Raw genomic sequence first — 19,635 nt, forward strand, 5'->3', positions numbered from 1 at the left:
CGATTGGTGCCATCGCCATTGGACAGCCCGCTGACACCCCGGCAGAATTAACCTATCTCGGCGGCAATGCCGCCGCTCCGAGGAGTCCGCCGTGTGAACAGCGCCCAACCTGGTTTTATCCTTACCCGTCATTGGCGCGATACGCCGCAAGGCGTCAGCATCACCCTCTGGCTGGCGACAGCGGATGGGCCACGCCGCGTGACCCTCGCGCCACAACCGGCGGTAGCCTTTCTACCTGCGGCACAGCAAGAGCAGGCTGCGCCGGTGCTGCGCGGACTCCCCCATTGCACGTTGCGCCCCGTCGCGTTGCACGACTTCCATCATCAACCGGTGCTGGCTCTCTATTGCCAGAGCTACCGTCAGCTTCAACAGATCGCACGTAACCTGGAAGAACAGGGGATCCACCTGTTAGAAGCCGATATTCGTCCCGCCGATCGTTATCTGATGGAGCGCTTCATCCATGCTCCGTTGTGGTTCAGCCCGCAGGCGAATACGACGCACGGTGAGAACCTTGTCCGCCTCAAACCCCACCCCGACTACCGGCCGACGCTCCGCTGTGTGTCGTTGGATATCGAGACCAGCCCACAGGGAGAGCTCTACTCGATCGGTCTGCATGGCTGCGGCCAGCGTATCGTCTATATGCTGGGGCCGCCCAACGGCGATGCGACGACGCTCGATTTCACCCTAACCTATGTCGCCAGCCGTCCCGCCCTGATCGAGGCGCTCAACCGTTGGCTGGCCGAGCACGATCCCGACGCGATCATCGGTTGGAATCTGGTGCAGTTCGATCTCCGTATCCTACAACGCCACGCCGAACGCTATGGCATCCCGCTCTCGCTGGGACGTGACGGCACGCCGCTCACGTGGCGTGAACACGGTTTCAAGACGGGACACTTCTTCGCCTCGGCTCCCGGTCGCCTGATCATCGACGGCATCGAGGCGCTGAAGAGCGCCTTCTGGCACTTCCCCTCCTACAGCCTAGATAACGTCGCGCAAACCCTACTCGGCGAGGGGAAGGCGCTGGATGACCCCTATCAGCGCTTAGCCGAGATCGAGCGCCGCTTCCGCCAAGATAAGCCGGCGCTGGCGCACTACAACCTCAAGGATTGCGAGCTGGTGACGCGCATCTTCGCCCATACCGCTCTGCTGCCCTTTCTGCTGGAACGGGCCAGCGTCACCGGCCTCCCCGCCGATCGCCACGGCGGCTCTGTCGCCGCCTTCTACCATCTCTATCTGCCACGCATGCACCGCCTGGGGTTTGTCGCGCCCTCAACGGGTGATATCGCGCCTCAGGCCAGCCCCGGCGGCTTTGTCATGGCATCGCGTCCAGGGCTCTATGATTCGGTATTAGTGTTGGATTACAAGAGTCTGTATCCGGCGATCATTCGCTCCTTTCTGATCGATCCCGTCGGCTTGATCACCGCCCAGCAGGACGCGGGAGAGGAGCACAGCGTACCCGGCTTTCTCGGCGCCCGTTTCTCCCGTACCCAACATGCCCTGCCGGATATCGTCCGCCAGCTCTGGCTCGGGCGCGACGCCGCCAAGCGGCAGGGTAACGCACCGCTAGCCCAGGCGCTGAAGATCCTGATGAATGCCTTCTACGGCGTCTTAGGAACCGATGCCTGCCGGTTCTTCGACCCCCGCCTCGCCTCCTCCATTACCCTGCGTGGCCACGAGATCATGCATCAGACACGCCGCCTGATCGAAGCGCAAGGCTATACGGTGATCTATGGTGACACCGACTCGACCTTCGTCTGGCTAGGACGAGCGCATGACGAGGCCCAAGCCGAGGCCATCGGCCGCCAACTCTGTGCCCAGGTCAACGCCTGGTGGCAGGCTCATTTACAGCAAGAATATGGTCTGGAGAGCGCGCTAGAGCTGGAGTACGAGTGCCACTACCGCCGCTTTCTGATGCCTACCCTGCGTGGCGCCGACCTCGGTAGCAAGAAACGCTACGCCGGACTGTGCGGTGAACACCTGGTGTTCAAGGGGCTCGAGACGGTACGCAGCGACTGGACGCCATTGGCCCAACAGTTTCAGCAGGCGCTCTACCGACGCGTCTTCCTCGAACACCCTTACCGCGATCTCATTCGCACCTACAGCGCTCGCCTGCTTGCCGGTGAACTGGATGATCAACTGGTCTACCGCAAGCGACTGCGTCGTCCGCTGGCCGACTATCAACGTCATGTGCCCCCTCACGTCCGTGCCGCCCGATTAGCCGACGACTACAACCGTCGCCTCGGACGGCCATTGCAGTATCAACAGGGCGGCTGGATCAGCTACGTCATCACCCGTAACGGCCCCCAACCCTTGGAGTGCGTCGACGCGCCGATCGACTATCAACACTACTTGGAGCGTCAGCTCCAACCGGTGGCCGACGCCATCCTGCCCTTTCTCGGCACCGACTTCGACACCCTGTTAACCGGTCAACTGGGCCTGTTCTAAGGTGACGGAATGATAAGATTCTTCCCACTCAGGGGGTGACGAATGCGGCGCCATCCATTACCATAACGCCCTTTCCCCACGACAACGCCGACTTCACTGCCGCTAGGCCGTGATGCGGTTGGTTTATACCTAAATTATGCAGGCGCTCGCTGCACGGCGGGTGTCTCGGAACCTATCCCAATCGGCCTGGGCGACCAACGCGTCCATTGAGATAGCCACCCGATCATCATGTAAACCAAGAACGAAGAGTTGAGTCGATAATCTATGCCTTTTACTTTAGGTCAACGCTGGATCAGCGATACGGAAAGCGAGTTGGGATTGGGTACTGTGGTCGCACTGGATGCGCGCATGGTCACGCTACTGTTTCCCGCGACCGGCGAAAACCGTCTGTATGCCCGCAATGACTCCCCCATCACCCGCGTGATGTTCAACCCCGGTGACACCATCACTACCCACGAAGGCTGGCAGCTGTGCATCGAAGAGGTACAGGAGCAAGACGGCCTGTTGACCTACATCGGCAAGCGCTGCGATAACGATGAAACCCCGGTGGCGGTACGCGAGGTGTTACTCGACAGCCGCCTGACCTTCAGCAAACCCCAGGATCGCCTGTTCGCTGGCCAGATCGATCGCATGGATCGTTTCGCCCTACGCTATCGGGCACGTAAATATCAGAGCGAGCAGTTCCGCCTGCCGACCAGTGGCCTGCGTGGCATGCGCGCCAGCCTGATCCCACACCAGTTACATATTGCTCGCGACGTCGGTCAGCGTCATGCGCCTCGCGTCCTGTTAGCGGACGAGGTCGGCCTGGGGAAAACCATCGAAGCCGGCATGATTATCCACCAACAGCTGCTGAATGGCCGTGCCGAACGCGTGCTGATCGTGGTACCGGAGAGCCTGCAACATCAATGGTTGGTTGAGATGCTGCGCCGCTTTAACCTGCGCGTGGCGCTGTTCGACGACGAACGCTACGCCGAAGCCGCCCAAGACAGCAGCAATCCGTTCGAGACCGAACAGTTGGTGATCTGCTCCCTGGATTTCGTGCGCCGTAGTAAGCAGCGACTGGAGCAACTGGCCGACGCCGGCTGGGATCTGCTGGTCGTCGACGAAGCGCACCACCTGGCCTGGAGTGAACAGGCGCCCAGCCGCGAATATCAGGTGATCGAGCAGTTGGCCGAACAGATCCCCGGGGTACTCCTGTTAACCGCCACCCCCGAACAACTGGGTCAGGAGAGCCACTTCGCTCGCCTGCGTCTACTGGATGCCAATCGCTTCCACGACTACGCCCAATTTATCGCTGAACAGCAACGCTATCGCCCGGTAGCGGACGCCGTCACGCTACTGCTCGACGACGGCCATCTCCAGCCGGAAGCGCTGAACATGCTGAGCGAGATGGTGGCCGAACAAGACATCGAACCCTTGCTGAAGGCGGCCAACGCGGGCGGTGCAGGCAGCCAACAGGCACGCAGCGAGCTGGTACGCATGTTGATGGATCGTCACGGCACGAGCCGCGTGCTGTTCCGTAACACCCGTCAGGGCGTCAAAGGCTTCCCCCAGCGCACCCTACACCAGATCACCCTGCCGCTGCCGGCACAGTATCAGACGGCGATCAAGGTCTCAGGCATCATGGGCAGCAAGAAGAGCCCCGAAGCCCAGGCTAACGACATGCTCTACCCAGAGCGTATCTACCAAGAGTTTGAGGGCGAAAACGCCACCTGGTGGAACTTCGATCCGCGCGCCGAATGGCTGCTCGACTTCCTGCTGGCCCAGCGTGATGAGAAGGTCCTGGTGATCTGTGCCCAGGCGGCCACGGCCGTACATCTGGAGCAGTTGCTGCGTGAGCGTGAAGGCATTCGCGCCGCCGTCTTCCACGAGGGGATGTCGCTGATCGAGCGCGACCGCGCCGCCGCCTATTTCGCCTCCCTGGAGGAGGGCGCCCAGGTGCTACTCTGCTCGGAGATCGGCTCCGAGGGGCGTAACTTCCAATTCGCCAATCAATTGGTGATGTTCGACCTGCCCTTTAACCCGGATCTCCTGGAGCAACGTATCGGCCGTCTGGATCGTATCGGCCAGGCACGAGATATCCAAATCTACGTCCCTTGCCTGGAGAACACCGCCCAGTCGGTCTTAACCCGTTGGTATCACCAAGGCCTGGATGCCTTCGAGCATACCTGCCCCACCGGCCGTACCATCTACGATCGTTACTACGACACGCTGATAGGCTATCTGGCTAAACCGGCTCAGTTGGAGGGGTTCGACGACTTCCTGAAAAGTTGTCGTGCCGAGCACGACGCGCTCAAGGCGCAGCTGGAACAGGGACGTGACCGCCTATTGGAGATGCACTCCAACGGGGGCGAGGCGGCGCAAGCGCTGGCCGAGGCCATCGCCGCACAGGACAACGATGTCAACCTGGTTAACTTCGCCCTTAACCTGTTCGACATCGTCGGTATCAATCAGGAAGACCGCAGCGATAACCTGATTGTTCTGACCCCCTCCGACCATATGCTGGTGCCGGACTTCCCTGGCCTGCCGCAGGATGGCTGTACCGTGACCTTCGACCGTGAGCAGGCGCTATCGCGCGAGGATGCCCAATTCCTCAGTTGGGAGCACCCGCTGATGCGCAATGGGCTGGATCTGATCCTCTCCGGTGACACCGGCTCCAGCGCCGTCTCCTTGTTGAAGAACAAGGCACTACCGGTCGGTACGCTGTTATTAGAGGCGGTGTATGTGGTCGAGGCCCAGGCGCCGAAGCAGCTGCAACTGACCCGTTTCCTGCCGCCGACCCCGGTGCGCATGTTGCTCGATGCCAAGGGCAATAACCTGGCGGCCCAGGTGGAGTTTGAAAGCTTCAACCGCCAGCTGAATGCCGTCAATCGCCATACCGCCAGCAAGCTGGTCAACGCGGTACAGCCTAACGTACATGCCATGTTGCAGGTAGGTGAGACGCTGATCGGCGAACAGGCCCAACAGCTGATCGCCGAGGCCAAGCGCGAAGCTGACGAGGCGCTGAGCGCCGAGTTGAGCCGACTGGAATCGCTGAAGGCGGTCAACCCCAACATCCGCGACGATGAGCTGGAAACCCTCGAGTTCACCCGACGTAAGGTGCTGGAGACGTTGGATCAGGCGAGCTGGCGCCTCGACGCCTTACGCCTCATCGTGGTGTCGCATCAGTAATGGGCCGCCATACGCCCGCGGGCGGCTCGCTGCCGCCCAGCGCCACCCCCGCGCTGGAGCACTATGATCCACCGCGTGAACCCTGGCTACACGTGCTGTACCAGGATGCGCACATCATGGTGGTGAATAAGCCCAGTGGATTGTTGTCCGTACCTGGCCGCCTGCCTGCGCACCAAGACAGCATCATGACCCGTATTCAGGCGCAATTCCCCTGCGCCGAGTCGGTACATCGCCTGGATATGGCCACCAGTGGCGTACTGGTCGTGGCGTTGACCAAGGAGGCGGAGCGCGAGCTGAAACGCCAGTTCCGCGAGCGCGAGCCGCAGAAGAACTATGTTGCCCGCGTCTGGGGCCACCCCACGCAGGATGAGGGGCTCATCGATCTGCCGCTGATCTGCGACTGGCCAAACCGCCCCAAGCAGAAGGTCTGTTTCGAACAGGGTAAACCGGCGCAAACCGCATATCGGGTACTGGCACGTGACGACGACGGAACCGCGCGTCTCCTACTGACGCCAATTACCGGCCGTTCACACCAGCTACGTGTTCATCTGCTGGCGATCGGCCATCCGATCCTTGGTGATGGCTTCTACGCCCCGCCGCAGGCATTGGCGTTAGCGCCTCGTCTGCTGCTACATGCTCAAGAGCTGCGCATCGTCCATCCCGCCTTCGGCACCCCGATGCATTTCCGCTGCGAGGCGGACTTCTAAGCACGGCGACATACGATAAAAAAATGGCCCGCTAAGGCGGGCCATTATCACTGGCAAGCAACAACGCTCACTTGCGCCGTTACTTAAATCCCTTCTCTTTCTTGATCAGATCATAGGCCGCCTGGATCTCCTGCGCCTTCTGCTTAGCCAGCTCCATCATCTCCGGCGGCAATCCCTTCGCCACCAGCTTATCGGGATGATGCTCGCTCATCAGCTTGCGATAGGCCCGCTTAATCGTCGTCGCATCGGCACTCGGCGCTACGCCCAGCACCTTGCAGGCATCCTCCAGCGTCGGCCCCTGCGGCGGCGCATAGAAGCCCCCCTGCTGCTGGTAATAGCCTTGCTGCCCCCCCGATTGATGGTAGCCACCGCCGAATTGACGCCCCCCCTCCATCATGCCCAGGAATTGATCGAACTGGGCACGTGAGAAGCCGAGCTCCTCGGCGATCACATACAGCACCGCCCGCTCATTCGGGTGCAGTTGACCGTCGGCAAACGCCGCCTGCAACTGGATCTCCAAAAAGATACGAATCAGGTCGATACGGCCGAAGCAGACGCTACGCAACTCGCGCAGACGCTCGCGTAGCGGATAGCCCGGCTCCTTGCCCTCGCGAAAAGCCTGCTGCGCCATCATGCGGGCCTCGCCATGTAGATTCAGGCGATCCATAAACATGGACGCTACCTGAATATCCGCCTCCGTCACCCGTCCTTTCGATTTGGTTAGGTGCCCCATCACCTGGAAAGTGGTGCGGAAAAACAGCTCCTGGCGCTGCTGCTGATTGGCAAAATAGCCACGCCGTTTGATCTCGCGCGACTTATCGAACATATGGCCGACCAGAAAGCCCAACACCACGCCCCAGAAACCGATCCCGGACATCAGGCCCAGCAGCACCCCTACTAATTTACCCCAATAGCGCATATCGTCCTCAATTCATCATGTCGTGGGACATAATTTGCTTTATCATACCTGTCATTTATTCGGACGCCTAATGGCAGCGGCATCGCTGTGCCCCAATTTAGCACTAGCGCCACGCTGGCGGGTACGATAGTCTCTGACCGATTGCGGCAAGACGCCCCTGATGACGGAATTTCTGACACCGCGTATGAAAAAAAGTATACCCACGCTGATAGCCACCCTCGTCTGGTCAGCGCTCTACAGTCAGCATGCGCTGGCTTCTCTCGCCGAACAGTGCCTGGTCGGCGTACCCACGTATGACAAGCCGCTGGTTTCAGGCGATGTCAACGATTTGCCGGTGCATATCACCGCCGATAAGAGCGAGGCCAACTACCCGAATAACGCCCTGTTCCAGGGTAACGTCGACATAAAACAGGGTAACAGCACCCTGACCGCCGATCGGGTGCAGTTGGATCAGAAAACCATCAGTGGGCAACCCGATCCGCTGCGTACCGTCACCGCGACCGGTAATGTCAATTACGCAGATAATCAGATCCGCCTCCAAGGTCCGAGCGCCTGGTCTAACCTGAATAATAAAGATACCAATGTCTGGCGAGGCGATTACCAGTTCGTCGGACGCCAGGGCCGTGGCGATGCCGATCTGATGAAGACGCGTGGGGCTAACCGTTACACCATCCTGGAAAACGGTACCTTTACCTCCTGTCTACCTGGCGACAACAGCTGGAGCATCGCCGGTTCCGAGATCATCCAGGATCGCCAAGAGCAGGTGGCTGAAATCTGGAACGCCCGCTTTAAAGTGGGCCCCGTGCCAATATTCTATAGCCCCTATCTCCAGTTTCCGACCGGCAGTACGCGCCGATCAGGTTTCCTGATCCCTAATGTTAACTACTCCAACAGTGATGGGCTGGAGTTCTCCCTCCCCTGGTACTGGAACATCGCTCCGCAGGCGGACGCCACCATCACGCCGCATTATATGGAGAAACGCGGACTACAGTTGCAAAACGAGTTTCGCTACCTGAGCGAATTTGGTATGGGCCTGGTCGAGTTCGACTGGTTAGGTAACGATCGTCAGTTCCAACAGGACCGCAAAGAACAGGGTATCACCGGTCAGGCGTTGGCCGATCTGCCGAATCGTGATCGCTGGCTGTTCTACTGGCGCCACAGCGGCGTACTCAACCACTGGCGTTTCGGCGTCGACTACACCAAGGTCAGTGACCCCTACTACTTTACCGATCTCAACTCGGCCTATGGCTCCAGTACCAGCGGTTACGCCACCCAGAAATTTACCTTGGGCTATGCGGAAACCAACTGGAACGCCACGCTGTCGACGACCCAGTTCCAGGTGTTCGCCAATGCGGGGGATATCAACGCCTACCGTACCCAGCCGCAGTTAGACGTGAACTACTATAAGAATGATCTCGGGCCGTTCGACTTCACCCTGTATGGCCAGGCGGTCAAATTCACCAACGAAAATCCCAACATGCCAGAGGCGGATCGCTACCATCTCGAGCCGACGCTGTCGCTCCCGCTCGCCAATCGTTGGGCCAGTATCAACACGGAAGTCAAACTGCTGGCGACCCATTACCAACAGGATGTGCCGAAGCAGAACAATTTCCCGCTACTGAAAGACTCGGTCAACCGAGTAATGCCAGAGTTTAAGGTCGACGGTAAGATGGTGTTTGAGCGTGATACGACCCTGCTCAAGGACTATACCCAGACGCTGGAGCCGCGTGTTCAGTACCTGTATATTCCGTACCGGGATCAGAGCGATATCTACGCTTACGACTCCACGCTGCTGCAAACCGATTATACCGGCCTGTTCCGCGATCGCAGCTACAGCGGCCTGGATCGCATCGCCTCGGCCAATCAGGTCACGACAGGCTTAACCACCCGCCTGTACGACGAGCAGCAGAACGAGCGCTTCAACGCCTCTATCGGTCAGATCTACTACTTCTCACCGGCACGTACCGGCGATGAGACCACCAACATCGATCGCCACGAGAACACCGGTAGCCTGGTGTGGGCTGGCGACAGTTACCTCAAGCTGACCGATAATTGGGGTCTGCGCGGCGGGCTACAGTACGATACCCGTCTGAACAGCGTGGCGCTGGGTAACGCGGTGATGGAGTACCGTAAGGATGCCGAAAGCGTACTGCAGCTGAGCTATCGTTATACCAGCCCGGAGTACATCACCTCCATGCTGCCGCGTTATGCTAACAACGCCATCTATAACCAAGGGATCAGCCAGGCTGGGATCATCGGCAGCCTGCCCTTAGCAGAACGTTGGGCCATGGTTGCCGGTTACTACTACGACACCAAGGCGAAACAGTCCGCCGATGCCATTGCCGGAGTGCAGTACAACACCTGTTGTTGGTCGCTGGGTGTAACCTATGAGCGCAAGATCAACAGCTGGGATAAAGAGACCCAGAGCAGCAAATATGATAATCGATTCTCGCTCCGCTTCTCCCTACGAGGCATGAACCAGAACTATAGCCTCGGTTCGGAAGAGATGCTGCGTACGGGCATCCTCCCGTATCAACGCGCCTTCTAACATTTGGCGCCGCGCGTGGTCTAACGGTAGAAAAATGCAGATAATACCGTTAGCCATGCAGGACTGGCAGTAAGGTAAACTTGAAACCCGCCAGAGGCGGATTACTACTATAGGATAGTTATGAAGAACTGGAGAACGCTGATCCTCGGCGTGGTGCTGTGCGCTAATACCGCCTTTGCGGCCCCCCAAGTCGTCGATAAAGTCGTGGCTATCGTAGACAATGGCGTCGTTTTGGAAAGCGACGTCGACGGCATGATGAAATCGGTGAAGCTCAATGCGCAGCAGGCCGGCCAACAATTACCGGACAATGCGACGCTGCGCCATCAGATCCTCGAGCGCCTGATCATGGACAACATTCAGCTACAGATGGCCAAGCGTATGGGACTGGAAGTCTCCGATAGCGAGCTGGACAACGCTATCAACGGCATCGCCGCGCAGAACCACCTGACGCCACAGCAGCTGCGTAGCCGTCTGGCCGCCGATGGTCTCGACTACAAGTCCTACCGTGCCCAGATCCGTAAAGAGATGCTGATTAGCGAAGTACGCAACAACGAAGTGCGCCGCCGCGTCACCATCCTGCCGCAAGAGGTCGATGCCTTAGCTAAGCAGATCAGCAGCCAGAATAGCGGTGAGACCGCCGTCAACCTGAGCCACATCCTGATCCCGCTGCCAGAGAACCCGACCCAACAGCAGGTCAGTGAGGCTCAGCAACAAGCTGAGTCACTGGTACAGCAACTGCGCCACGGCGCTGACTTCGCCAAGCTGGCGGCCACCTACTCCGCCGATCCGCAGGCGCTGAAGGGCGGCGAAATGGGCTGGGGTCGTCTGCAAGAACTGCCGACCCTGTTTGCCGAAGCGCTACAAAGCGCCAAGAAGGGCGACATCGTCGGGCCGATCCGCTCCGGCGTCGGCTTCCATATCCTGCGTGTCAACGATCTGCGTGGCGATCAGGCCAATGTCGCCGTTACCGAAGTTCATGCCCGCCATATCCTGCTGCGTACCTCGCCGGTAATGAGTGACGCGCAGGCACGCGCCAAGCTAGAGGCGCTGGCGGCGCAGATCAAGTCCGGTCAGATCACCTTCGAGCAGGCGGCTAAGCAGTATTCAGACGATCCCGGCAGCGCCCAGAAAGGCGGCGATCTCGGCTGGGCGGTACCGTCGATGTATGACCCCGCCTTCCGCGACGCGCTGATGAAACTGAACAAGGGGGAGATCAGCCAACCGGTGCACTCCAACTTCGGCTGGCATCTGATCCAACTGTTAGGTACGCGTCAGGTCGACCGGACCGACGAGGCACAGAAAGAACGCGCCTATCGCATCCTATTCAACCGTAAGTTCGCCGAAGAGGCACAGACTTGGCTGCAAGAACAACGCGCCGCCGCCTATGTGAAGATCCTCGGCAATAACGCCAACGGAGCGCAGTAACCTCATGACACCGATTCGTCGTATCGTCATCACCCCCGGCGAGCCCGCCGGGATCGGCCCGGATCTGATCGTCCTGCTGGCGCAGCACGCCTGGCCGGTCGAGTTGGTGGTATGCGCCGATCCGGTGTTATTGCTGGCGCGAGCGCGTCTCCTCGGCGCGCCCTTAACGCTACGCGACTACGATCCCCGTCTCCCTGCCCAGGCACAGCAACCCGGATCGCTGACGGTACTGCCCGTGCCGTTGGAGGGGGATGTCGTCCCCGGTATGCTCAATGTCGCTAATGGCCAGTATGTGGTCGCGACGCTGGCACGCGCCTGTGATGGTTGCCTAAACGGGGAGTTCTCTGCCCTGGTCACGGGGCCGGTACATAAAGGGATCATCAACGATGCCGGCGTCCCCTTCACCGGGCATACCGAGTTTTTCGCCGAGCGTAGCGGTTGTGCGCGCGTGGTCATGATGCTGGCCAGCGATCGCTTACGGGTCGCGTTGGCGACCACCCATCTGCCGTTGCAGGCGGTGCCCGCCGCCATCACCCCGCAGACGCTGAGCGAGGTGATCACCATTCTTGATGGTGATCTGCGCAGCAAGTTCGGCATTCAGCAACCGCGTATCTACGTGTGTGGGCTCAATCCCCATGCCGGCGAAGGCGGGCATATGGGGCGAGAAGAGCTGGATGTGATCATCCCCACCCTCGAACAGCTGCGTACCCGTGGCCTGGATCTCATCGGGCCCCTCCCCGCCGACACGCTGTTTCAACCCAAATATCTGGATCATGCCGACGCCGTATTGGCGATGTATCACGATCAAGGTTTGCCGGTGCTCAAGTTCCAAGGCTTCGGCCACGCCGTCAACATCACGCTGGGCTTGCCGTTTATCCGCACATCGGTGGATCACGGCACCGCGCTGGATCTCGCCGCCAGCGGCCAGGCTCAACCCGGTAGTTTCATTACCGCATTAAATCTTGCCATAGAGATGACCAACCACAGCAATGAATAGTAGAGTTCACCAGGGGCATTTGGCCCGTAAGCGTTTTGGACAGAACTTCCTGACCGATCAGTTCGTGATCGACAGCATCGTATCTGCCATCAATCCACAGCCGGGTCAGGCGGTGGTCGAAATTGGTCCGGGTCTTGGCGCACTGACCGAGCCGGTCGCCGATCGGATGGATAAGATGACTGTCATCGAGCTGGACCGCGATCTGGCCGAGCGTCTGTCGACCCACCCGTTTATCAGCCGCAAACTGACCATTCGCCAGCAGGACGCCATGAGCGTCGACTTCGGTGAGATGGCGCGTGAGGCGGGCCAGCCGCTGCGTGTCTTCGGTAACCTGCCGTACAACATCTCCACGCCGCTGATGTTCCATCTATTCAGCTACGCCTCGGCTATCGGCGATATGCATTTTATGCTGCAAAAAGAGGTGGTTAACCGTTTAGTCGCCGGGCCAGATAGCAAAACCTATGGCCGACTGAGCGTGATGGCGCAATACTATTGCCAGGTGATTCCGGTTCTGGAAGTCCCACCATCGGCCTTCCGCCCGGCACCGAAAGTGGACTCCGCCGTGGTTCGTCTGATTCCGCATCGTGAGCTGCCCCATTCGGTCAGCGATGTGCGTGTGTTGAGCCGTATCACCACCGAGGCCTTTAACCAACGGCGCAAGACCATCCGCAATAGTCTGGGCCACCTGTTCAGTGCCGAGCAACTCAGCGAGCTGGGAATCGATCCTGCACGCAGAGCGGAGACGCTGTCCGTGGCAGAGTATTGCCGGCTGGCTAACTGGCTGTGTGAGCATCCTCCGGTCCAGTAACCGTGCAAACAGGAGCCTTACGTTATGATCGACACCCCGCGTATTACCGTCCAGGTACAGAGTGTCTATGCCGCGTCACAGTCCCTACCGGAAGAGGCACGATTCGTTTTCGCCTATACGGTGACGCTGCGGAATCTGGGTCGCTTTAACGTACAGCTCCTGCGCCGTTATTGGTTGATAACCAACGGTAACGGCCGTCAGACTGAAGTCCAGGGCGAAGGGGTCATCGGCGAGCAGCCGCTGATCCTCCCCAGTGGCGAATTTCAGTACACCAGCGGCGCTATCATCGAAACCCCCTGCGGAACCATGGAGGGGCATTACGAAATGGTCGACCACCACGGTCAGATCTTCCGTATTGCCATCCCGGTATTCCGTCTAGCCATCCCGAGTCTGATTAACTAATCTATGTCGACACTGCTTATTGGCGACGTTCATGGCTGCTACCAGGAACTGCGCGACCTGTTGTCTCTGGCGGATTTCGACCCCGCCCGTGATACCCTGTGGCTGACCGGCGATCTGGTGGCCCGAGGCCCCGACTCACTGGCGGTGCTGCGCTATGTCAAATCCCTCGGCGACCGCGTGCGCCTAGTGCTGGGTAATCACGATCTACACCTGCTAGCGGTCTATGCGGGTATCAGCCGCAACAAACCCAAGGATAAGCTCACCTCACTGTTGGCCGCCGACGACGCCGACAGCCTGATCAACTGGCTGCGCCGCCAACCGGTGTTGCAGGTCGATGATGAGTTAGGCTTGGCGATGGCCCATGCTGGCATCAGCCCGCAATGGGATCTGGCGACCGCCCAGCGCTGCGCGCGTGAAGTGGAGGCGGTACTGGCTAGCGACAGTTACCCCTATTTCCTGAATGCCATGTACGGCGACATGCCGAATAATTGGAGCGAATCGCTCAGCGGGTTGGCTCGCCTGCGTTTCAGCACCAACGCCTTCACCCGCATGCGCTACTGTTTCCCTGGCGGCGAACTGGATATGATCTGTAAGGATGCCCCCGGTGAAGCGCCCGCGCCGCTACGTCCCTGGTTCGATTTAGATAGCCCGGTATTGGCGGCGGGTTACCGCATCGCCTTCGGCCACTGGGCCTCACTGGAAGGTCGCGGGACGCCCGCGCAGGTCTATGCCTTGGATACCGGATGTTGCTGGGGAGGCACGCTGACCGCGCTGCGTTGGGAGGATGGCCGTTATTTCCATGTTCCCTCACAGCGCGCCGCGCGTCATGGTAAGGAAGCGTAAGCGCCACAGGCGCGCCGCTCTCTCACCGGGGGCGGATCATGCCGGGGCATCGCGCCCCATTAGCCGCGTTCGAGGATCTCGAAACAGTAAGGGTGAGAGTTATCCTCATCGGCATCGTGGAACTCGCTGAAGCGAGTCTGCCACTCATCGGAGGCATAGTCGGGGAAGTAAGTATCCCCGGCGACATCGGCATCCACATGGGTCAGATAGAGGCGAGAGGCCAGCGGTAAAAAGTGGCGGTAGATCGTACCGCCGCCGATAATCATCACCTCATCAGCGCCCGCCGCTGCCGCCAAGGCTGCCTGCGGCGTACTCACCCACGTCACCCGATCATCCTGCCCCACCTGATGGCTCAGCACGATATTATGCCGTCCCGGTAGCGGGCGGCCGATAGACTCATAGGTCTTGCGCCCCATCACTACCGGTTTCGCCAGCGTATTGCGCTTAAACCAGGCGAGATCGGCGGGTAAATGCCATGGCATCGCGTTTTCCATGCCAATCACGCGATCCGCGCTCAGCGCGGCGATCAGGCTGATAATCATGCTTGTCTATCCTGTCTGGGAGAAAAAGTGCGCACACTATACGGAAAGGGCACAGCAGCGTCGATAGTCCAGGCGAGGGATTTTCTTCACGGCTCCGCTAAAATCTTGCCAGGGTGCATCACGCCGTTTACACCCCAGGACGCTTACGATATAGCCATATGCCCGGTAGCGACAGGCCGATGGAGAGCGCACCGACGATAAACGACGCCTTGAGGAAGTTCGTCACCATGTTGGCGAACAGCGGTTCGCTGTAGCCACTATGAGAGATCTCCACCACCGCGATCATCGCCCGATAAGCATAAATCCCGGGGAACATCGGGATCACCGCCGCCACGGTAAATACCTTCGGGTGAGCCAATAACCAGCGTGACCACTGAATACCGATAATGCCGATCAGGATTGCCGCCAGTAACGAGGCCCACTCGATATTCATCCCCAGGCTCATCATCGCCCAACGCGAGCCATGGCCGATGGCCCCCAACAGCGCGCAATACCCCAATGCCCGCGTCGGCACGTTGAACACCATGGCGAAGCCGAGCGCCGGCACCGCCGCCAAGAGCATATCCTGTATCAGTTGTAGCAACAGCGTCATCATGCCCATCCCTGTAGCCCCCACAGCGACAACGCCATCACGACGCCTAAACAGGTCGCCAGCGTCAGCAGTGTCGCCATCGCCCAACGCGCCAGGCCGGTATTGACGTGCCCCTTAAACATATCCGCCACCGCATTGATCAGGGGAAACCCCGGCACCAACAATAGGGTGCTGGCCGCCATCGAAATGACCGATGTCTGCGAGAAGGCGGAGAGTTGTAACAGACCGCCAGAGACCGAGGTGGCGATAAAGGCGGTGAAACAAAAGTTGATCAGTGGATTCAATTGGCGATGTGTCATCACCTGGCGGAAGTACATCGCCACCGCACTGGCGAAGAAGGCGACCAGTGAACCGTCCCATCCGCCCCCGTTGAGCTTACAGAAGCAGGCGCAGGATAGTCCGACCATCAGAACCACCAGCGCACGCGGGTAGCGTAACGGACGAATATGCTCGAAGCGCTTGCGCACATCGCGAATATCCAATAACTGGTGCTCTACCATGATCACAATATGCTGCACCTCCGTCACCACATGCATATTGATGCCGCGATCGATATTCTTACGCGTCGATGTCAGGCAGCGTCCTTCCTTAATCGTGGTCAACACCACCGCGTTGGCGGAGATGGAGCTTTCTACGCTATCCATACCCAGCGCCAATCCCAGCCGGGTAGACAGCTGCTCGACTAACATGCTTTCCGCGCCATGCTGCAGCAGAAAAAGGGCACAGTGAATACACAAACGGGTCACTTCCCGCTGGTGATCAGACTCCACAATCGACTCCTGTCCGGGCCGTCTCGTCATTGTGCCGTGTATGGTATGACCGCACACGACGCTCACCATGGCCCGACCCTCACCTCGCCATGGCGATTTATTGTGCCACAATGCCTGAGACGGCGTAACCTCTTGCGCCCACGCCATCAGGCGAACCGACGCCGCTCCCGGCGAGACGCTAGCATGAAAAAGGCCCGGCTACGCCGGGCCTCACACATCTACGCGGGCGTTACTTCAGCCGCGCGTGCATCTCCTGCACCGAAATGACCTGTTCGGTCGGGTCGGCGTTGAGCGCCATCGCCGTGGCGAAACCGCCATTCAGTGTCGTGTCATAGTGCACCTTATACTGCAGCGCGCTGCGGCGGATTAACTTCGAATCCTCGATCGCCTGGCGTCCGGCAGTCGTATTCACGATGTAGGTATACTCACCGTTCTTAATGCGGTCCTGAATGTGCGGGCGCCCCTCGTGTACTTTGTTGACCAGACGCGGGTTAATCCCGGCCTCCCCCAACACGACGGCAGTACCATGAGTCGCATCCAGCTCGAAGCCCTGCTTGAGCAGCTTCGCCGCCAGATCCACCACGCGATGCTTGTCACCCTCACGTACCGACAGCAGGGCGCGTCCCGGTTTTTTCATCTGAGACTGGCTGCCGAGCATCGCCTTGGCGAAAGCCTCGGCGAAGGTCCGACCAACCCCCATCACCTCACCCGTTGAGCGCATCTCCGGCCCCAGGATCGGGTCGACACCCGGGAACTTGTTGAACGGCAGTACGACTTCCTTGACCGAGTAGTACGGCGGAATCACCTCTTCGGTAACACCCTGCTGCGCCAGCGTCTGCCCCACCATCACACGGGCAGCCACCTTGGCCAGCGGGACGCCGGTCGCCTTGGAGACGAACGGGACGGTACGCGCGGCACGCGGGTTTACCTCGATCAGGTACACTTCGTTATCTTTCACCGCAAACTGCACGTTCATCAGACCGCGCACACACAGCTCCAGTGCCAGCTTCTCCGCTTGGCGGCGTAACTCATCCTGAATTTCCGCGCTCAGCGTATAGGCCGGTAACGAACAGGCCGAGTCACCGGAGTGCACCCCGGCCTGTTCGATGTGTTCCATGATGCCGCCGATCAACACCTGCTCACCGTCGCAGATGGCGTCGACGTCCACCTCGACCGCATCATCCAGGAAGTGATCCAACAGCACCGGCGCATCGTTGGAGACGCTCACCGCAGTCTGGAAGTAACGACGCAAATCGCTCTCATCGTAGACGATCTCCATCGCCCGCCCACCGAGGACATAGGAGGGACGTACCACCAACGGATAACCGATCTGGGCGCCCTTCTCTACCGCCTGCTCGATCGCGGTCACCGTGGCGTTAGCCGGTTGCTTCAGCCCCAGGCGATTGACCGCCTGTTGGAAGCGCTCGCGATCCTCGGCACGGTCGATGGCATCCGGGCTGGTACCGATCACCGGCACCCCGGCCGCCTCCAGTGCGCGCGCTAATTTCAGCGGCGTCTGGCCACCATACTGCACGATCACCCCTTGCGGCTGCTCGACGGCGACGATCTCCAACACATCTTCCAGCGTCACCGGCTCGAAGTAGAGGCGATCGGAGGTATCGTAGTCTGTGGAGACGGTCTCCGGGTTACAGTTGACCATGATGGTCTCGTAGCCATCTTCACGTAGTGCCAACGCCGCATGTACACAGCAATAGTCGAATTCGATCCCCTGACCAATACGATTCGGCCCCCCACCCAACACCATGATCTTCGGGCGATCGTGATGCGGATTGGCTTCACACTCCTCCTCATAGGTGGAGTACATGTAGGCGGTATCGGTGGCGAACTCGGCGGCGCAGGTATCCACGCGCTTATACACCGGGTGTAGCCCCAACTTATGACGCAGTTTACGAATTTCGCTCTCCGCCACGCCGGCCAAACGAGCCAGGCGCGCATCGGCGAAACCCTTGCGTTTCAACTGACGCAGGAAGGAGGCCGTCAGGCCATTGATCCCCACCTCGGCGACCCGCTCTTCCAAGCGCACCAACTCCTCGATTTGCACCAGGAACCAGCGGTCGATGTTCGTCAGGTTAAACACCCCGTCCACCGACAGGCCAGCGCGGAAGGCGTCGGCGATGTACCAGATACGCTCGGCACCGGCGTCCTTCAGCTCGCGACGGATCTTGGTCAGCGCCTGCGGATCGTCCAGATTCACCTTAGGATCGAAGCCGCTCGCCCCGACTTCCAGGCCACGAAGTGCCTTCTGTAAGGACTCCTGCTGGGTACGCCCGATGGCCATCACCTCCCCCACCGATTTCATCTGAGTGGTCAGGCGATCGTTGGCACCGGCGAACTTCTCGAAGTTGAAGCGCGGGATCTTCGTGACCACGTAGTCGATGGAGGGTTCAAAGGAGGCCGGGGTGCGGCCACCGGTAATATCATTCATCAACTCGTCTAAGGTGTACCCCACCGCCAGCTTGGCGGCGACCTTGGCAATCGGGAAGCCGGTCGCCTTGGAGGCCAGCGCCGAGGAGCGCGACACACGCGGGTTCATCTCGATGACGATCAGACGACCATTCTTTGGGTTGACCGCGAACTGTACGTTGGAGCCGCCCGTCTCCACACCGATCTCACGCAGTACCGCCATCGAGGCGTTACGCATGATTTGATATTCTTTATCGGTCAGGGTCTGCGCCGGGGCAACGGTGATCGAGTCGCCGGTATGGATACCCATCGGGTCAAGGTTTTCGATGGAGCAGATGATGATGCAGTTATCGTTCTTATCACGCACCACCTCCATCTCATACTCTTTCCAACCGATCAGCGACTCATCGATCAGGAGCTCGTTGGTCGGCGACAGATCCAGGCCACGCTCGCAGATCTCTTCAAACTCTTCGCGGTTATAAGCGATACCGCCGCCAGTGCCGCCCATGGTGAAAGAGGGGCGAATGATACAAGGGAAGCCCACCTGTTCGGCCACCGCCAGCGCTTCTTCCATACTATGGGCGATACCGGAGCGGGCGGTATCCAGGCCGATCTTCTTCATCGCCTGATCGAAGCGGCGACGATCCTCAGCCTTATCGATAGCATCGGCGGTAGCGCCGATCATGGTGACGCCAAACTCGGCCAGGACCCCCTGACGCTCCAGCTCCAAGGCACAGTTCAACGCCGTCTGCCCACCCATGGTCGGCAACACGGCATCCGGGCGCTCTTTCTCGATAATCTTACGTACCACCTCCCAATGGATCGGCTCAATGTAGGTGGCATCGGCCATCTCCGGATCGGTCATAATGGTAGCTGGGTTAGAGTTGACCAGGATGACACGATAACCCTCTTCGCGCAGCGCTTTACACGCCTGTGCACCCGAGTAGTCAAATTCGCACGCCTGGCCGATGACGATCGGACCGGCGCCTAGGATCAGGATGCTTTTAATATCAGTACGTTTTGGCATGGTTGTTCAGGCTCC

Annotated in this window: 14 protein-coding genes; 9 read left to right on the forward strand and 5 right to left on the reverse strand. The window is 59.5% G+C overall.

Annotated features, from left to right (window positions below; genetic code table 11):
• Positions 1 to 93 precede the first annotated feature (93 nt).
• The 3 genes from DCL27_RS13510 to rluA all read left to right on the forward strand — a co-directional run bounded on the left by DCL27_RS13510 (position 94) and on the right by rluA (position 6,323).
• Positions 94 to 2,445 (forward strand): DNA polymerase II, encoded by a 2,352-nt coding sequence (locus DCL27_RS13510; RefSeq protein ID WP_035598645.1) that lies wholly within the window; start codon positions 94 to 96, stop codon positions 2,443 to 2,445.
• 264 nt (positions 2,446 to 2,709) lie between these two features.
• Positions 2,710 to 5,616 carry an RNA polymerase-associated protein RapA gene (gene rapA, locus DCL27_RS13515; RefSeq protein ID WP_035598649.1) on the forward strand — a complete coding sequence of 969 codons (2,907 nt, stop codon included), beginning with the start codon at positions 2,710 to 2,712 and terminating at the stop codon, positions 5,614 to 5,616.
• Positions 5,616 to 6,323: a bifunctional tRNA pseudouridine(32) synthase/23S rRNA pseudouridine(746) synthase RluA gene (rluA, locus tag DCL27_RS13520; protein ID WP_005282549.1), complete on the forward strand. Its 708-nt coding sequence runs from the start codon at positions 5,616 to 5,618 to the stop codon at positions 6,321 to 6,323. The genes rapA and rluA overlap by 1 nt, the downstream gene beginning before the upstream one ends.
• A 79-nt stretch (positions 6,324 to 6,402) precedes the next feature.
• Here the strand turns inward: rluA and djlA are convergent, their stop codons facing one another.
• A complete protein-coding gene (djlA, locus tag DCL27_RS13525; protein ID WP_005282547.1) occupies positions 6,403 to 7,242 on the reverse strand; it encodes a co-chaperone DjlA in 840 nt (279 codons plus the stop codon).
• A gap of 160 nt (positions 7,243 to 7,402) precedes the next feature.
• On the opposite strand from djlA, the gene lptD reads away from it, so the two are divergent.
• The 6 genes from lptD to apaH all read left to right on the forward strand — a co-directional run bounded on the left by lptD (position 7,403) and on the right by apaH (position 14,265).
• On the forward strand, positions 7,403 to 9,790 hold the full coding sequence (gene lptD, locus DCL27_RS13530) for an LPS assembly protein LptD (RefSeq protein ID WP_005282543.1): 2,388 nt from the start codon (positions 7,403 to 7,405) through the stop codon (positions 9,788 to 9,790).
• A gap of 120 nt (positions 9,791 to 9,910) precedes the next feature.
• Positions 9,911 to 11,215: a peptidylprolyl isomerase SurA gene (surA, locus tag DCL27_RS13535; protein WP_035598652.1), complete on the forward strand. Its 1,305-nt coding sequence runs from the start codon at positions 9,911 to 9,913 to the stop codon at positions 11,213 to 11,215.
• Between the two features lie 4 nt (positions 11,216 to 11,219).
• Positions 11,220 to 12,212 (forward strand): 4-hydroxythreonine-4-phosphate dehydrogenase PdxA, encoded by a 993-nt coding sequence (gene pdxA / locus DCL27_RS13540; protein WP_005282537.1) that lies wholly within the window; start codon positions 11,220 to 11,222, stop codon positions 12,210 to 12,212.
• The gene (rsmA, locus tag DCL27_RS13545) at positions 12,205 to 13,020 is read left to right on the forward strand and encodes a 16S rRNA (adenine(1518)-N(6)/adenine(1519)-N(6))-dimethyltransferase RsmA (RefSeq protein ID WP_005282534.1); all 816 of its coding nucleotides are present in this window, start codon (positions 12,205 to 12,207) and stop codon (positions 13,018 to 13,020) included. Before pdxA ends, rsmA begins: the two co-directional genes overlap by 8 nt.
• A 24-nt stretch (positions 13,021 to 13,044) precedes the next feature.
• Complete coding sequence (apaG, locus tag DCL27_RS13550) at positions 13,045 to 13,422, forward strand: Co2+/Mg2+ efflux protein ApaG (protein WP_005282530.1); 378 nt, start codon at positions 13,045 to 13,047, stop codon at positions 13,420 to 13,422.
• A 3-nt stretch (positions 13,423 to 13,425) separates the two neighbouring features.
• On the forward strand, positions 13,426 to 14,265 hold the full coding sequence (gene apaH, locus DCL27_RS13555; protein WP_005282527.1) for a bis(5'-nucleosyl)-tetraphosphatase (symmetrical) ApaH: 840 nt from the start codon (positions 13,426 to 13,428) through the stop codon (positions 14,263 to 14,265).
• Between the two features lie 59 nt (positions 14,266 to 14,324).
• Here the strand turns inward: apaH and folA are convergent, their stop codons facing one another.
• The 4 genes from folA to carB form a co-directional block, all read right to left on the reverse strand.
• On the reverse strand, positions 14,325 to 14,807 hold the full coding sequence (gene folA / locus DCL27_RS13560; protein WP_005282524.1) for a type 3 dihydrofolate reductase: 483 nt from the start codon (positions 14,805 to 14,807) through the stop codon (positions 14,325 to 14,327).
• 127 nt (positions 14,808 to 14,934) lie between these two features.
• Entirely contained in the window at positions 14,935 to 15,399 is a 465-nt protein-coding gene (locus DCL27_RS13565) for a threonine/serine exporter (RefSeq protein WP_005294825.1), read from the reverse strand.
• Positions 15,399 to 16,169 (reverse strand): threonine/serine exporter family protein, encoded by a 771-nt coding sequence (locus DCL27_RS13570; protein ID WP_005294822.1) that lies wholly within the window; start codon positions 16,167 to 16,169, stop codon positions 15,399 to 15,401. The genes DCL27_RS13565 and DCL27_RS13570 overlap by 1 nt, the downstream gene beginning before the upstream one ends.
• Before the next feature lie 229 nt (positions 16,170 to 16,398).
• On the reverse strand, positions 16,399 to 19,620 hold the full coding sequence (gene carB, locus DCL27_RS13575) for a carbamoyl-phosphate synthase large subunit (protein ID WP_035596085.1): 3,222 nt from the start codon (positions 19,618 to 19,620) through the stop codon (positions 16,399 to 16,401).
• Positions 19,621 to 19,635: the final 15 nt, after the last annotated feature.

The sequence above is a fragment of the Edwardsiella tarda ATCC 15947 = NBRC 105688 genome (assembly GCF_003113495.2).
Lineage (GTDB): Bacteria > Pseudomonadota > Gammaproteobacteria > Enterobacterales > Enterobacteriaceae > Edwardsiella > Edwardsiella tarda.

Coding starts and splice junctions, on each gene's coding strand:
- DCL27_RS13565 (WP_005294825.1), bottom strand. CDS start 15,399: ATGACGCTGTTGCTACAACTGATACAGGATATGCTCTTGGCGGCGGTG.
- rapA (WP_035598649.1), top strand. CDS start 2,710: ATGCCTTTTACTTTAGGTCAACGCTGGATCAGCGATACGGAAAGCGAG.
- pdxA (WP_005282537.1), top strand. CDS start 11,220: ATGACACCGATTCGTCGTATCGTCATCACCCCCGGCGAGCCCGCCGGG.
- folA (WP_005282524.1), bottom strand. CDS start 14,807: ATGATTATCAGCCTGATCGCCGCGCTGAGCGCGGATCGCGTGATTGGC.
- lptD (WP_005282543.1), top strand. CDS start 7,403: ATGACGGAATTTCTGACACCGCGTATGAAAAAAAGTATACCCACGCTG.
- rsmA (WP_005282534.1), top strand. CDS start 12,205: ATGAATAGTAGAGTTCACCAGGGGCATTTGGCCCGTAAGCGTTTTGGA.
- carB (WP_035596085.1), bottom strand. CDS start 19,620: ATGCCAAAACGTACTGATATTAAAAGCATCCTGATCCTAGGCGCCGGT.
- surA (WP_035598652.1), top strand. CDS start 9,911: ATGAAGAACTGGAGAACGCTGATCCTCGGCGTGGTGCTGTGCGCTAAT.
- apaG (WP_005282530.1), top strand. CDS start 13,045: ATGATCGACACCCCGCGTATTACCGTCCAGGTACAGAGTGTCTATGCC.
- apaH (WP_005282527.1), top strand. CDS start 13,426: ATGTCGACACTGCTTATTGGCGACGTTCATGGCTGCTACCAGGAACTG.
- djlA (WP_005282547.1), bottom strand. CDS start 7,242: ATGCGCTATTGGGGTAAATTAGTAGGGGTGCTGCTGGGCCTGATGTCC.
- rluA (WP_005282549.1), top strand. CDS start 5,616: ATGGGCCGCCATACGCCCGCGGGCGGCTCGCTGCCGCCCAGCGCCACC.